Genomic DNA, 15,312 nt, shown 5'->3' with positions numbered 1-15,312 from the left:
TAGGGCACCCTTTTCTTTGGTTCGTTACTTTTGGGTGAACAAAAGAAATGAACGTCCTCGCGACAGCGAAAAACTATAAACATTACGTATTAAGGAAAACTAACAAACCTTCTTCTTGTAAAATATCATTAAGCTAAAAACTTGCTTACCAATAACCCTACCCTCCCCAACAAAGTTATAATACCGCCTTTAAAAATCAACACCGAACACACACGATGGATAAGACATACGCCCCGCATGACATAGAATCTCGCTGGTATCGCCAATGGGAAGAACAAGGTTACTTCGAACCCAAAGGAGGCGATAGCGCCTATTGCATTATGATACCGCCGCCCAATGTTACCGGTAGCTTGCACATGGGGCATGCTTTCCAAGACACGATCATGGATTCACTAACGCGTTACCATCGTATGCAAGGACACAACACCCTATGGCAAGCTGGTAGTGATCATGCCGGTATTGCGACCCAAATGGTGGTTGAACGCCAATTAAACGCAGAAGGTAAAACTCGCCACGACTTAGGCCGAGAAGAATTTGTTGAGCGCATTTGGGATTGGAAAGAATTATCTGGCAACACCATCACTAAGCAATTACGCCGCATGGGCACCTCCCTAGATTGGTCGCGCGAACGTTTCACTATGGACGAAGGGCTGTCAAAAGCGGTTAACGAAGTGTTTGTAAAACTACATGAAGAAGGGCTCATTTATCGCGGTAAACGCCTGGTTAACTGGGACCCTAAATTACACACTGCGGTATCCGACCTTGAAGTTATTTCGCAAGAAGAACAAGGCCATATGTGGCATATGCGCTATCCATTAGCCGATGGTAGCGGCGAACTTGTGGTTGCAACGACCCGCCCAGAAACCATGCTAGGCGATGTTTGTGTCGCTGTTCACCCATCTGACGAACGCTACCAACACCTAATTGGCAAAATGATCGCGTTGCCTTTATGTAACCGTGAAATCCCAGTTATTGCCGATGATTATGTAGACCCAGAATTTGGTACGGGCTGTGTAAAAATAACCCCTGCTCACGATTTTAACGATTATGAGGTTGGCCAACGCCACAATATGCCGTTAATCAACATCTTCACCGTTGACGCCAGCATCAATGATGAGATGCCAGAAAAATACCGTGGCTTGGATCGCGTGGCAGCGCGTAAACAAATCGTACAAGATCTGGATGATTTAGGCTTATTAGCTAAAATTGATGACCATAAACTCATGGTGCCTCGTGGCGACCGGTCAGGGGTGATCATTGAACCTTTGTTAACAGACCAATGGTTTGTTAAGGCCAAACCGCTAGCAGAACCTGCTATTGAAGCGGTTAAAAGCGGCAAAATTAAATTTGTACCTGAAAACTGGGATAAAACCTATTACAACTGGATGAACGATATTCAGGACTGGTGCATTTCCCGTCAAATTTGGTGGGGCCATAGAATTCCCGCTTGGTACGATGAGAGTGGCAACATATATGTTGGCCGTAACGAGGCTGAAGTACGTGAAAAAAACAACCTAGCCGATAGCCTTGTATTATCACAAGATGAAGATGTATTAGACACCTGGTTCTCATCCGCATTATGGCCATTCTCTACCCTTGGCTGGCCCGATAAAACTCCCGAACTTGATACTTTCTACCCCACTAGTGTACTCGTTACCGGTTTCGACATCATCTTCTTCTGGGTCGCCAGAATGATTATGATGGGCCTAAAATTTATGGACGATGTGCCGTTTAAAGAAATATACATTCACGGCTTAGTGCGCGATGCGGAAGGGCAAAAAATGTCTAAATCCAAAGGTAACGTACTGGACCCGATTGATTTAATTGACGGTATTACGCTAGATGACTTACTTGAAAAGCGTACAAAAGGCCTTATGCAACCTAAAATGGCTGCTAAAATCGAGAAAGATACACGTAAGCATTTCCCCGATGGCATCCCCTCTTTTGGTACCGATGCGCTACGTTTTACCTTTGCCTCACTCGCCTCAACTGGGCGCGACATTCGATTTGACTTAAATAGAATTGAAGGCAATCGTAATTTCTGTAACAAATTATGGAACGCCACCCGCTATGTACTGATGAACACCGAAGGCGAAGATACAGGCCTTGGTGCTGAGTTATGTGTATACAGCTTACCCGATCAATGGATTGTGTCACGCCTGCAAAAAACCGAAGCCAGCGTTATTACCTCTATTGAAAAATACCGCTTCGACTTAGCCGCACAGTCGCTATATGAGTTCCTTTGGAATGAATACTGTGATTGGTACTTAGAGTTATCAAAACCTATTTTGCTTGATGACAATAGCTCAGCCGAACAAAAACGCGGAACTCGCCAAACCTTAATTCGCGTACTTGAAGCCGTACTGCGCTTGCTGCACCCGCTGATGCCCTTTATTACTGAAGAAATTTGGCAGCAAATAGCACCACTGGCAGGCAAAACCGGCAATACCATTATGCTACAGGCCTACCCAACACCCGATGACAGCAAAATATCTGCCGCTGCTGAAAGTGATATGCAATGGGTAATGGATTTCGTTATGGGCATTCGTCAAATTCGCGGTGAAATGAATATCCCCCCCAGTAAGCCATTACCGGTACTGTTAAACCACTGTTCAGAACAAGACCAACAGCGTCTTACAGATAATCGTTTATTATTGGAAAAACTAGCACGTATAGAATCCATCACCACATTAAACGCAGCAGATGAAGCACCACAATCTGCTATTGCTCTAGTCGGTGATATGCAAGTGCTAATACCAATGGCTGGGCTAATTGATAAAAATGCCGAGCTAGAACGCTTAAATAAAGAAATTGAAAAGCTTGAAAAAGAGGCATCACGCATCAGCGGTAAATTATCAAACGCTTCTTTTATCGACAAAGCACCGGCTGCCGTTATAGAAAAAGAAAGAGCAAAACAGCTTGATATTACCTCAAAACTTAGCAATTTAAACGATCAAAAAGAGAAAATCGCCACCCTATAACTGCCTTATTAACTAGCTAGGCCGGTCATTCTTCATCGGTCTAGCTAGGCAATACCATTCTAACAACGCCTAACACAGCAAAAATAAACAACAAGGCCAAGATAAACCCAGTCACAATAAACACCTTAGGGTTTCCATATTGAAAATCTCGCCTTCTTCGTGACTCTTTAGAAACCCCCAAAAATGACAACATTGTACTGCCTACCATTTGCCAAAAAGAAGGTGCTAATCCATCATCTTGCTTCATTTAATACTCCTAAGGTCAAATAAATTAAACACATTTTAACACCCCCTAATACCTTATTGCTAAAGTCCTTACGATTAAAGAAATCAGAATAGGGGCTTTAAATTAGCGTCAAATAGAACTCTTGCTAAGCAAGCATAAATCTTCTGCCTATTTAGACAAAGCACGTCCTAATAAAAAATATGAGACAATTAAACTTACAATTAATTTTAACGGTTTAAACATGGTAAAAAACACACCTACTCTCAGCATTGTAATGCCCTGTTTAAATGAGGCAGAAAACCTTGAAGCCTTGCTACCCCAATTAAAATCAGCACAACCAACGGCTGAAATTTTAGTTATTGATGATGGCTCAACCGACCTTTCTAAATCTATTTGCGAACAACACGGTATCAAAGTTATTTCTCACCCTCACTCATTAGGAAACGGCGCCTCCATTAAAACGGGCGCACGAAATGCCTCCGGAGACATTATTGTTTTTATGGATGCTGATGGACAACATAACCCAGATGATATCCAACGGTTACTATCTAAATTGGCCGAAGGTTATGACATGGTTATTGGTGCTCGGCAATCAGGCTCTCATGCGTCAACAAAAAGGCTGTTAGGTAATGCCGTCTTTAATAAACTAGCTTCTTTTATGACCGGCCATAAAATAGAAGACCTCACGTCGGGCTTTAGAGCGGTTCGAGCGAACCATTTCAGAAAGTTTTTATACCTTTTACCTAATGGCTTCTCATACCCCACCACCTCGACCATGGCATTCTTCCGTTCAGCCTTACCGGTCGCCTATATTCCTATTAAGGCAGGAAAGCGTGAAGGCAAAAGCAAAATAAAGCTACTAAAAGATGGCTTACGCTTCTTTATTATTATCTTAAAAATTGGCGCACTTTTCTCACCCATGCGTTTATTTTTACCCACTAGTGCTTTTTGTTTCCTATGCGGGGTCATCAATCATATTGACAGCTATCTATCTTCAGGCACATTCAGTAATGGCAGTTTATTTTTGTACGTCGCATCTGTATTTATTTTTTTAATGGGAATATTGTCTGAGCAGATTTCATCGTTGCATTATAGAAACTCTGAAAAAGAAGGCCACCGGTAACTTTTCTCTGAACACAATGAACCTTCTATTTATATCTAGGGCTCACCCACCAACCATAGGTGGCATTGAGAATCAAAACGAAGCCTTAGCTCGCCACCTCTCTAACTTGATAACATGCCGAACGATTATTAATCGGTTTGGCAAAAAGGCACTCCCTTTCTTTATACCGTGGGCCATCATTACCGGTTTAATTAAAATAAGAAAAGCAGATCAAGTTTTACTCGGAGATGGTGTTGCAGCTATTGTGGGCTGGTTCATTAAGTTGTTTTCTAATAAGCCCGTCAGTTGCATTTTACATGGGCTAGATATTACTTGGGATAACCCTGTTTATCAAAAAATTTGGATCTGCTTTTTTTTCAGGAAAATTGATTTCTTTATCGCTGTCAGCCATTCCACAAAAGATATCGCTATAAGTGCGGGTATTCCAGCCGAAAAGATTTCAGTCATCCCAAATGGTGTTGAAAAGTCTGCCACCACTCTGCTATCAAAAAGAAAACTACAACAGCGCCTACAAATAAATTTAGACAATAAATTTACATTACTTTCATTAGGCCGCTTAGTAGAAAGAAAAGGTGCTCACTGGTTTATAAAGAACGTCATGGTTCACTTGCCAAAAGACATCATTTACCTCATTGCTGGTGATGGACCTAATAAAGATAAGATCAGCTCCTTAATAAAAAAATTACACTTAGACAACAATGTCTATTTATTGGGAGAAGTCGATAATCAATTAAAAGAAACCCTATTCACCCACAGCGATTTATTTATACAAGCAAACATCCCAATAAAAAACGATGTTGAAGGCTTTGGCATCACTCAATTAGAGGCCGGCCTTTGCGGCTTACCGTCCATATCATCCAATTTGGAAGGTATTCAAGACGCAATACAAGAAAACAAAAATGGCTGGTTAGTTGAACCCTTAAACGCAGATGCATTTAGAAGCCTTATTTTAGAAAAAAAAGCGTTACTAAAAAAAGACCAACAAATAATTAGTAATCGTGTCGCTGAATACTGCTTTGAAAATTTCGAGTGGCCACGAATTGCTATGCGTTATAGAGAAAAATTACTAATATTAACCCTACTCGTTAAGCAGCCTAATTGAGGCACTTACTATTTCTTAACACCAAGCCTTTTGTTGATTCCATCTTTAAGACCAATATACATATTAGAAATATGTTTAACTCTCTGCCGATGAAAAACCCCGAAATAGCCTATCGTTAAAATTAATTTTAAAATATTCTTATATTTCCAACTTATGGGAACATAGCTTTGCTGCTGCAAGAAAATGCTATTTCTAAACAAGTAATAATGTCTTTCAGGGGTTCTATCTGGCATGGTTCGCCAACCAAAAAACCAATATTTTATAGTCGACTCACCCATCGAATGAGATAACAAAGCATCAAATGTTCCATAACACTCATAACCAGCTGCTCTAGCTCTAAAGCACCAATCTGTTTCAACGTGATCTATAAATAATGAACTATTATTACCACCTAGATCTTGCCAAACACCCAAAGGAATTAGAGACCCTGAGCTATTAATACCATCGCACTCAAATATATTATTTTCTGCCTCTTCTTTATAAAAACGCTTTCCATTTTTTATAAAGCCAAAGCGACTATCTAAAAAAGAATCCACTAAAGCTGGGCCAATAGCCCCTAACTTTATTCCTTCACTTTTTAGCTGATTAGCATAATTATATAAAACTTCAATACAGTTCTCCACAGGAACACTATCTTGGTCAAACAATATAATAAAAGTACATGCATCGTTCGTTGTTATCGAATCAACCGCTAAATTTTGTGCCTCAGCTAAACCAACGTTAGCTGGTAAAAATGAGGCTGCCAAATTAGCATATTTTGAGCATAATTCTTTCAACTCAGCCACGCTGTTTGATCCATTATCAACTAGCTGTACCTTATCAAATAATTGTAAGGAATTTAAAAGGTCATCCAAGACTTTAATTTCAGCGTTGTACGTTACAACAACCGGAATTACATCATTTAAGAAATCCCTCACCCCAGAACCTTCTTCCCTGAGATGTTCTGGAAGCCATCTTTTAGCCCTAGCAACATATAATTTAATTTTTCCCTCTTCTCGGATTCAAATAAAACTATATAAACGGCAATTCTTACAACATTAATCCCCCCAGTGACTGTATACAAAAAGAAAGATTTAAAAAAACTGCGGCATAAAAAAATAGTATTCCTAGTTAAGTAATACCGCCGTAAAGCCGAATGATTGCTAGTTATGAACGTCAACCCTAGTAAACTATGCTTCGTTGCATCTCCAATAAAATGCTCCATAAGTACTTTCGTAGACTTATATACACCATAACCTTTCAAGTGAGCTCTCAAGCAAAACTCTAGATCAACACCATCAATAAAGTAACTTTCGTTAAATGGGCCAATACCCTTATAAGCCTCAATATTTAACAAACTACCAGAAGTGATGACTGTCTTCTCTGCTACAAATCTAGCTTTTTTTTGCTTGGAAAGAGCAGTTGATATCTGATAGTTTGAACCAACTATAGCGACTGGGGCTAATCTAGATCGATCATTATAAATATACACCAACTCATCCAGAAAACTACGACTAAGTTTAGTATCTTGGTCTAATAAAACGGCAGCCGAAAAACCACCCTTAATAGCAAGCTCAGCGCCTTGGTTTAGAGCTTTAGCAACTCCATAATTGGCGTCGTTAGCAACATAAACTAGCGAGTCATTACTATCCATTCCACAAAAATCATGGGACGGATTAGGCTTGTCAGAATTATCAATTACAAACACTTTTACGAAAAAGCTAACCGCCCTTACTAAATTTTTAATGACATAATCTTCAGGGTTATAAAGCACCATAACAGCACAAACATTTTGATTATGAATCAAACCCTACTCCCAACATTATTTTCAGCCGCAAGACAAAATCTTTAGACTTAAAATTTGATTTAACAATCGGATGCATAACAAAACTCAACTTATCTCCAAATGTTGCATGCGTTACTAAACACCTCATTTTTTTTACTATACTTTTTTCTTTTTCTGATAACTCGGGGTAAGTCTTAACAAATTCTTCAGCTTGCTCCAACCAGTCTAAAGACCCTATAAAACGCTTATTTTTGATAGTTACAATAAGATCTTTAAATCTCCTAACCAAGCTTAAGCTTTTTTCATATGAGGGAGTAACACTTAAACCATGTTGCCTATACAAAATCCCGTAGTAGTCATCATAAACAACTCTCCCAAATGCAGAGGCTGTTAAGTACATCCACCAATCATGCATAAGCATATTATCAGGGGAAGCCACTAAAAATCGTTCCCTCAACTTATCATCGAATACAATAGTACAGCCAATAGCAACGTTTTCATTAATCGCATTACTGAATTTTATATTAACTGGTGCCATGGAATAAGCCATATGAACCAAATCCTCAGTCACATATTCCAACCCCGAACAATACAGTGAATCACTCACCCCGATCTCACTTAATATCGTAACAGCTCTTTCTATCTTTTCTAACGCCCAAATATCGTCTTGATCACAAAAAGCATATAATCCATTTTCATAATAGCTTTGTTTTAATAGCGTATAAAAACTTTTAGTCACCCCGATATTTTCACCGAAACACACATGCACATTATCATTAGCTTCGTAAAACTTCTTAAGAATCAATTGAGTCGAATCGGTTGATCCGTCATCTCTTATGAAGACCCTAGTATTTTTGTATGTTTGATTTTTCAGACTAACGAGTAACTCTTCTAAATAGAGCTCTCCGTTAAATGTTGATAAAAGTATATTGACGCGCATAAAACAAACTAATTAAGGACTTATGTAAAACAATTCCTAACAAATAATAATGCTAGTATTTTCATGCTTGCCGCAAGAACCTAAAGTAAACACACAACTTGTTAATGTTTCAGACATAAAGTGCATTTTAGATCCTTCATTCCCTTTTCTCACACAATATACCAGCCGTAACGCCTTTATTGTAACTTGCATAACATGCCTAGATTTCGGGCATGGCTCAAAAAAGTATTACCCGAATAAAATTGCTATACAGAATAAAACATATTGCCCATATATTTGCCTTTTCCATGCGCACCCAACAATCACCAAAATAAAAACCCCAAGTTTAATATCATTTTCGCCTTGCCTTTATTGTTATAAATTCCCTTCGACTTTCGTCATTTTTGGCAATATGCTCCGCTTTGTTTTGGAGCCCTTGGGGTACTTTTGGCAAGTTCGCTGAAAACGGGGACTTTCCCTCAGCTATCGCCAAGCTACCTCGTAACGTAACTAGATTTATTGAATTATAGCCTTGCATTTCTATATCAACAAAGCCCACCGCCTTTAGAACACTCCTCAGCGACTTTAAATTAAAAATAACGAGATGCCTAGGAACGTCCAAATCTCTCCAATTTGCACCAAAATACTGATGGCCAAAAGAGCCTATATTTGGTGTTTCTAACCAAATATACCCACCTAATTTTAACTTCCTAAAGCAATGCTCTAATAAACCTACTGAGTCATGTACGTGTTCCAGCACATGCGACAGCGAGATAACATCGAATTTCTCTTCAAATTCGTCTATAACTTCCACACCACCCACTCGAACATCCAACCCACCCTCGCGCGCTTGTTTTACTGCTTTTTGATCAAAATCCACACCTCTTACTTCCCAGCCAACCTCTCGAGCACGTCGCAAAAAATCACCATTGCCACATCCAAAATCCAGCAAAACTTGACCTTTTTCCACTCTATTCAAGTGACGCATTGATAAATCCATGTTCCTTCGCCCATTAGGATACAGGGATATAATAAGGGCACTTATAAAACCAAAAAAGTCACTTGAGCCAACACATCCATAACGATAGTTTCGATATGCCGTCTCTATCCGTCGTTTAAGCTTATTCAGTAAACTTAAAGAAGAAATATCTTCTCTTACATGCGTAAAGTATTGCTTATATGCCAACCCAATGGAGCCTGCTGTTGGCCGTGGGTCTAAGTACGCACTCTCACATGACGCACAACTATACATTGCCCATTTTCCTGGTGCGCAGAAAAACACTTTATCTGTAAGGCTATGATATAGAGCCTTCCTATCTCTTTCGCCACAAACTGGACATCTTAATACACGCTCCAACCCATCTATAGGCCATTCATGTAAATCTTTATCTTGTTTCATTTTTTCCATTCGTTCTATATGCACCCTTCCATACTATATTTTAACTATCACTCATAAGCATCTTTAACAGCTTCATAAATCTTAGTAGCTCTTAAGCATTGAAATAATTAACAACTTGAGCCCTATCTTCTTCCATAAAGATATATACCCACATCACATAAACAAACAAGCAAAACATCGATGCAAGAAAAGAAATTTTAGCGACTTGACTCGTCAATAGAGCCGCTATTGTAAGCACCACCAAGGTGCTCATTGTTAGTAATATGGGTTTTACTGCAAAAGGGGACTCTACTAATTGTAATTTATAAGCTATTGAGAAAAGAGCAACTGAATCAAAGACTACTCGTAGAACCCACGCAACCGCTGCTCCAATAACACCGTATTCAGTCACTAAAAACCATAGTGCTATCAAATATACGGGAAGCTCTAATATATGTAGTTTTGCAGTAATATCTGGATGCCCCCCAGCCTGAATTAAGCCGAACGCTATTTGAGCAAAGCTATTAATCAACACGCCAACCGCTAAAAATTGCAAAACAGTCGTACCTTTATCAGCAAAATCGCTACCTAGCCACAAATATAATCCATCATACGCATATGTAACTATCAACAAGACCAAAGGAAACAGTACTAAAAAAATAGCTTTAATAGCTCTTCCATAAAGGTGCTTCGCTCTATTACGGTCTTGGACTAGTGCAGCAGCTAACGCAGGGAACAAAGCCCCCATAAGTGCACCTGACACCACCCAAAGCTTTGTGACCATTTCATACGGTGTTGTATAATAGGCCACAGCACTCATAGTTAATAAGTTACCAATAAAAAACCGGTCCATATACACCATAATAGGGCCAATAATATTTGAAACTGTCATCCACCCACCAAAGTTAATTAATGGATGTATTAAACTTTTGTTTACCTCTAAAGATTGTCGGATATTAGGCTCAACTTTTACACATAAAGTGGCGTGAGCACACCAAGAAATCAACCGCACAATGATTAGCGAACTCACTAACACATCAAGGCTACTTGAGAACTGTAGAGCTATAATTGGAAAAACAAACGTCAATATACCGATTGGAGTTCGTACCATATTGACGAAATCAAAACGCTGATACGCTTCTAGAACACCACGAAGAGCTGTGGTTGTAATGACAATGGGCAACGAAAAGCCCAGTAAATAAAATGCAACCTCACTTTCTTGCCGAAGTTCCTCAGGAATATTAAGAACATCATTAACCAACCATGGGGTAAGTAGAATAATCAATGCCGCACCAATCAAGCTAACCGCGCCTAAGATCAGCAATGCTGTCCAAACCAGTGCAGGAACTTCTGTATTTAGCCCTTTAGCCAGCTTTTCAGATAACAACTTGGTTAGCGCGCGGCCTAACCCTAAATCAAACAGCCCAAAATATCCTACTACTGCCCATGCAATCATCAACACTCCGAATCGCGGCACACCAAGACTATTAACTAAAATAGGCAACGCAACTATAGCCGCTAAAAGCGGAATCATCATTCCAAATAAATTCCAAGAAACATTCCGTCTAATACTAGACGTTTCAAAACTATATTCTTGTTTAGTCATCTTTGTGTAACCCTTCATATACAACCGAAGTTAAAAGTAAAGCTAAGCTTTTATCATACATATGACCCATTAATTTGCGTCTATTAGCCTGTTCTGCAAAGCAACTTTCGTTTTCAACCTAGTTCTGTGCAGGAAAAGTTATATGAAAAAATGGATAATCATCCATATTTTAACGCACAAGCCATTATCTGAAGGGATTCATGCTGATTCTACCGCCTCTATTGAAATTTTTAGACTTAAACCCGCCTTTCAACTTAATTATTCGACCTAAGAACCTTCATATTAAAAAACCCGTCTAAGAAAACTCAAGCTCTTATTTGATCCAATGCAAAAGGGCTATTCATATAATGTACTGCTGTATCACTTCTATATTCCTCATTATTTACAAGACCATCCGCCTCGGTTTTTCTCGACACAATTACAATGTGATAAGGCATAAATAGTTCAACCGCTAGTATTTCATGCCCTATATGATTCACCATTTCAATGGCAAGTTTAGTATCAAATACGTGGTGGTGAAGACACCTATTTTCTTTGTTTCGTTTTGATCGCTCTTCAAAGGCTACAAATTCACCTGCACCGGGGTCTTTTGACAAATCATGCAATCTCAAAATTTCTTCTAAATGCGTCATGTCACCCTCATTTGTTTGATTATCAAAATCTTCAATCAGATGTTCCAATGTAGTCACGGGTCTTTTATGATCAAACGTCCCCTCTTTATGCGGAACAACAAGAACTAGCATCCCATCTTGTTTAAGAACACGATTCCACTCTATAAGCGCTTTTATTGGATTGGCTACATGCTCTATGCAGTGAGATGACAGAATAAAGTTATAAGAAGAATCCCCAATCATTTCAAGATTACTGGCCTCTCCAACATATTGACAACCATGAGCTGTACCTTTGTTAAAAAAGAAGCCTTTATCTTCGCTGATCCCTCCTTCCCAAACAGTATTATGAGAAAAGTTAATATTGTCTATTTTTTTAGCGTCCGGATAAACGGGAATAACCCCTCGCTGTCCAAAAATGTTACTTGGACCGCCAATTTCCAAACCAACACCCGTTTGGAATAAGCCCCTACAGGTGGGATAATACTCAAGCCGAAGGGGAATTAGGTAATGATATAAAACCTTAAGCAAACTTCTTATACCTTCTGATTTCAATTTAGCATATACCTTTCTTATCACAAAACCCCCTCTCAATTTCAGCAATATAATTAATCTTATCTGTTCTACCACTACGTATCCACTACACACCGGCGAATATGTTTATCCTGAAAAATGGCATCAGTCTTTTTTTATAAAAAAAGCATCATTACTTTACATGCACAGCAGACAATCAAGGCATCTAACCGCTCTATATTTTTAAGGGCGTTTAAACTTAACGACCTGAAACCGAGTTATAAAGCACAATTTTTTGCATTCCGAACCCATTCGACAACAGCGGCTAAATCAGCGTATTATTCCTCAAAAAATCACATATCAATATTCGCCTTACCGAGGTTTATCTCAAACCTTTTCATATTAAACGGGCTTAATGGAAATCATGGGGTCAAGCCAGCTTGATTTTCAAACGACCGACAGAAACTAGGTCTTTTAAAGTTCATTCTGCTTTATTATTGCGATAAACAATCAGGTGCTTATAAATCCTTTCTATGCTTTGTTTTTTATTAAACATTGCGCTGATCGCGACACTCATTACTTCTGGTTCATCTTCATAGGTATGTGATAATGTGTTTCCGGTTTTCCTTAATTCAAGCCACTGTTCTTTGCTGTCTAAAATATTTAATTTTTCTAGTCTATTTAATAAATCAATAAAGGGTGCATCGATCACGCCTTCTTCCAATGATAAAAGATCGCCTGAAACACTCTTTTTTCAATGGTGTCTTGCGGCTTTACAAAGCTAAATAGATACTCATCAATATACCCTATCTCATCTTCACTAAGCGCCACCTACTTATTTGCACCTAATGGTAATATAGCCGATGATTTTTAATGGCACCTGCAATGCCTTTATCCGGCTCTGATATCCACGTTGTTATTTTAGAGTCATATTGTTTGATAATACTTAAGGTTTTATCTGTGGATGCCCCATCTATAACGACATACTCGATATCACCGTTCTTCTGATCTAAAACACTTTTTATGGTTTGCTCTATATGTTTTTCGGCATTGAAACAAACGGTGATAATAGATATTTTTGGCATTAACTCTCAATCTAAGTACTCATTAATGCGCTAAGTATAGGGCAGTTATTCAAAAACGGTAATCTCAATATTTATTCAACTAAAATTAATAGCTCACGCCCCCTAAGCACACTTAAAGGCAGGTACTTCGTAAGTATTCAAAAAATTTTACAAAGAACAATGGCTAAAAACTGCCAAAGAAGGTCTTACAATCCAAACGAGTTCATTTCTATTTACTACACAAACCCATATTTTCTACTATTATTGATAAAGTATCGTTTATTATGTACTAACTATAGGAAATTAATCGATTTAACATGGCTTTATCCGGCGAAAAATTTTATTTAGGTGGCTTAGCAAGACGATTTGTATTAGACGGTCTAATTACTGAAGACGTTGCACTCAAATATTCTGAGGAGGCTTATAAACAGAAAAGACCTTTTGTTAGCTTTCTTGTAGAGAAAAAAGTTTTAGATAGTCAAATTATTGCTCTTTCTGCTTCTGAAGAGTTTGGCGTTCCATTATTTGATATTACTGCACTGAGCAAGGATGTTATTCCCAAAGGTATTGTTGACGAAAAATTAGTTCGTAAACACCATGCATTACCGATATTTAAACGTGGCAATAAGCTGTTTGTTGCAGTATCTGACCCGACTAACCTTCAAGCGCTTGATGAAATAAAGTTCCAAACAAGGATGAGCACCGAAGCCATTCTTGTTGAAGAAGATAAATTAGCACGTGTTATTGACACCGCCATGGATGATGAAGATACATCCATGAATGACTTATTAGATGACGACCTTGAAAATATCAATTTCGATGACCCCGATGCAGAACCGGTTGACGATATTGACAGTGAAATTGATGACGCACCCGTTGTGCGATTTGTTAATAAAATCTTATTAGATGCCATTAAAAAAGGTGCATCGGACATTCATTTTGAACCGTATGAGAAAAGTTTTAGAATCCGAACACGGCAAGATGGTATTTTGAAAGAAGTTGCTTCACCACCAATTAATATCTCAAACAAACTGATATCACGAATTAAGGTGATGTCGCGGATGAATATTTCAGAACGCCGTATTCCACAGGACGGTCGTATTAAAATGGCTTTATCAAAAAAAAGGGCCATCGACTTCCGTGTTAATACTTGCCCTACTCTATATGGTGAAAAAATCGTGCTGCGTATTTTAGACCCAACCAGCGCACAAGTCGGTATTGAGCAACTTGGGTTTGATGAAACTCAAAAGGAAGCTTTTCTAACCGCTATCAAAAAACCATACGGCATGATTTTGGTGACAGGACCAACCGGTAGTGGTAAGACCGTTAGCCTTTATACCGCGCTTAACTTATTAAACGACCCAAACATCAATATTTCAACAGCTGAAGACCCGGTTGAAATTACTGTATCGGGTATTAACCAAGTCAACGTAAACCCAAAAACTGGCTTAACCTTTGCTGAAGCGCTTCGAGCTTTTTTACGTCAAGATCCGGATATAATCATGGTCGGTGAGATTCGAGACCTTGAAACCGCTGAAATTTCTGTTAAAGCCGCACAAACCGGTCACCTTGTTCTATCTACATTACACACAAACGATGCCCCACAAACCTTAAACCGTTTAAACCAAATGGGCGTTCCACCCTACAATATTGCGGCATCTGTGTTATTAATTATGGCGCAACGTTTGGCAAGAAAACTATGCGATAAATGTAAAAAAGAAGAAACATTACCAACAGAGTTATTAATCAAAGAAGGCTTTAGCCCTGAAGAAGCTGAAGGATTAACAACTTACAAGGCTGTAGGCTGTGATCATTGCACTAACGGCTATAAAGGGCGTATTGGCATTTTCCAGGTAATGCCTGTTTCTGAAGCCATGGAAAACCTTATCATTAAAGGTGGTTTAACAACTGAGCTTGAAGAACAAGCTGCACAAGAGGGCGTTTTAACACTCAGGGAGTCTGGCTTTAAAAAGGTCATCGCTGGTATTACCAGCATAGAAGAAATAAACCGAATCACTAAAGATTAA

At 38.8% G+C, this 15,312-nt stretch carries 14 protein-coding genes; 5 read left to right on the top strand and 9 right to left on the bottom strand.

Going from position 1 to position 15,312, the window contains the following annotated elements; translation table 11 throughout:
• The first annotated feature begins 215 nt into the window (after window positions 1–215).
• Window positions 216–2,981, top strand: a complete 2,766-nt coding sequence (locus tag KUG63_RS04875; RefSeq protein WP_287554275.1) for a valine--tRNA ligase — start codon at window positions 216–218, stop codon at window positions 2,979–2,981.
• 40 nt (window positions 2,982–3,021) lie between these two features.
• On the opposite strand, the gene KUG63_RS04870 is transcribed toward KUG63_RS04875, so the two are convergent.
• Window positions 3,022–3,228, bottom strand: coding sequence for a DUF2970 domain-containing protein (locus KUG63_RS04870; protein WP_020933051.1), 207 nt, complete (start codon window positions 3,226–3,228; stop codon window positions 3,022–3,024).
• Between the two features lie 220 nt (window positions 3,229–3,448).
• Between KUG63_RS04870 and KUG63_RS04865 the strand changes: the two genes are divergently transcribed.
• Together KUG63_RS04865 and KUG63_RS04860 are read left to right on the top strand one after the other, a co-directional pair.
• Window positions 3,449–4,330, top strand: coding sequence for a glycosyltransferase family 2 protein (locus KUG63_RS04865; RefSeq protein ID WP_287554273.1), 882 nt, complete (start codon window positions 3,449–3,451; stop codon window positions 4,328–4,330).
• 16 nt (window positions 4,331–4,346) lie between these two features.
• Window positions 4,347–5,432: a glycosyltransferase family 4 protein gene (locus KUG63_RS04860; protein ID WP_287554271.1), complete on the top strand. Its 1,086-nt coding sequence runs from the start codon at window positions 4,347–4,349 to the stop codon at window positions 5,430–5,432.
• An 8-nt stretch (window positions 5,433–5,440) separates the two neighbouring features.
• Here the strand turns inward: KUG63_RS04860 and KUG63_RS04855 are convergent, their stop codons facing one another.
• The 5 genes from KUG63_RS04855 to KUG63_RS04835 all read right to left on the bottom strand — a co-directional run bounded on the left by KUG63_RS04855 (window position 5,441) and on the right by KUG63_RS04835 (window position 11,100).
• Window positions 5,441–6,349, bottom strand: a complete 909-nt coding sequence (locus KUG63_RS04855) for a glycosyltransferase family 2 protein (protein WP_287554269.1) — start codon at window positions 6,347–6,349, stop codon at window positions 5,441–5,443.
• Entirely contained in the window at window positions 6,346–7,218 is an 873-nt protein-coding gene (locus KUG63_RS04850) for a glycosyltransferase (RefSeq protein ID WP_287554267.1), read from the bottom strand. Before KUG63_RS04850 ends, KUG63_RS04855 begins: the two co-directional genes overlap by 4 nt.
• Window positions 7,208–8,137 carry a glycosyltransferase family 2 protein gene (locus tag KUG63_RS04845; RefSeq protein WP_287554266.1) on the bottom strand — a complete coding sequence of 310 codons (930 nt, stop codon included), beginning with the start codon at window positions 8,135–8,137 and terminating at the stop codon, window positions 7,208–7,210. The genes KUG63_RS04850 and KUG63_RS04845 overlap by 11 nt, the downstream gene beginning before the upstream one ends.
• Before the next feature lie 331 nt (window positions 8,138–8,468).
• Window positions 8,469–9,515 (bottom strand): class I SAM-dependent methyltransferase, encoded by a 1,047-nt coding sequence (locus tag KUG63_RS04840; protein WP_287554265.1) that lies wholly within the window; start codon window positions 9,513–9,515, stop codon window positions 8,469–8,471.
• A 91-nt stretch (window positions 9,516–9,606) separates the two neighbouring features.
• Window positions 9,607–11,100 carry a flippase gene (locus KUG63_RS04835; RefSeq protein WP_287554264.1) on the bottom strand — a complete coding sequence of 498 codons (1,494 nt, stop codon included), beginning with the start codon at window positions 11,098–11,100 and terminating at the stop codon, window positions 9,607–9,609.
• A 142-nt stretch (window positions 11,101–11,242) separates the two neighbouring features.
• Here KUG63_RS04835 and KUG63_RS04830 point away from each other — a divergent pair, with 142 nt between their 5' ends.
• Entirely contained in the window at window positions 11,243–11,371 is a 129-nt protein-coding gene (locus KUG63_RS04830) for a hypothetical protein (protein ID WP_287554263.1), read from the top strand.
• A 34-nt stretch (window positions 11,372–11,405) separates the two neighbouring features.
• Here the strand turns inward: KUG63_RS04830 and KUG63_RS04825 are convergent, their stop codons facing one another.
• The 3 genes from KUG63_RS04825 to KUG63_RS04815 all read right to left on the bottom strand — a co-directional run bounded on the left by KUG63_RS04825 (window position 11,406) and on the right by KUG63_RS04815 (window position 13,306).
• Window positions 11,406–12,338 (bottom strand): methyltransferase domain-containing protein, encoded by a 933-nt coding sequence (locus KUG63_RS04825; RefSeq protein WP_287554261.1) that lies wholly within the window; start codon window positions 12,336–12,338, stop codon window positions 11,406–11,408.
• Between the two features lie 364 nt (window positions 12,339–12,702).
• Window positions 12,703–12,945 carry a hypothetical protein gene (locus KUG63_RS04820; protein ID WP_287554260.1) on the bottom strand — a complete coding sequence of 81 codons (243 nt, stop codon included), beginning with the start codon at window positions 12,943–12,945 and terminating at the stop codon, window positions 12,703–12,705.
• Window positions 12,946–13,066: 121 nt separating this feature from the next.
• Window positions 13,067–13,306 carry a glycosyltransferase gene (locus KUG63_RS04815; protein WP_287554258.1) on the bottom strand — a complete coding sequence of 80 codons (240 nt, stop codon included), beginning with the start codon at window positions 13,304–13,306 and terminating at the stop codon, window positions 13,067–13,069.
• A 296-nt stretch (window positions 13,307–13,602) separates the two neighbouring features.
• Between KUG63_RS04815 and pilB the strand changes: the two genes are divergently transcribed.
• On the top strand, window positions 13,603–15,312 hold the full coding sequence (pilB, locus tag KUG63_RS04810; RefSeq protein ID WP_287554257.1) for a type IV-A pilus assembly ATPase PilB: 1,710 nt from the start codon (window positions 13,603–13,605) through the stop codon (window positions 15,310–15,312).

Origin of the sequence: Cycloclasticus sp., from assembly GCF_019090545.1 — a bacterium.
Classification (GTDB): domain Bacteria; phylum Pseudomonadota; class Gammaproteobacteria; order Methylococcales; family Cycloclasticaceae; genus Cycloclasticus; species Cycloclasticus pugetii.
This window is presented reverse-complemented; position numbering and strand designations above follow the sequence as displayed.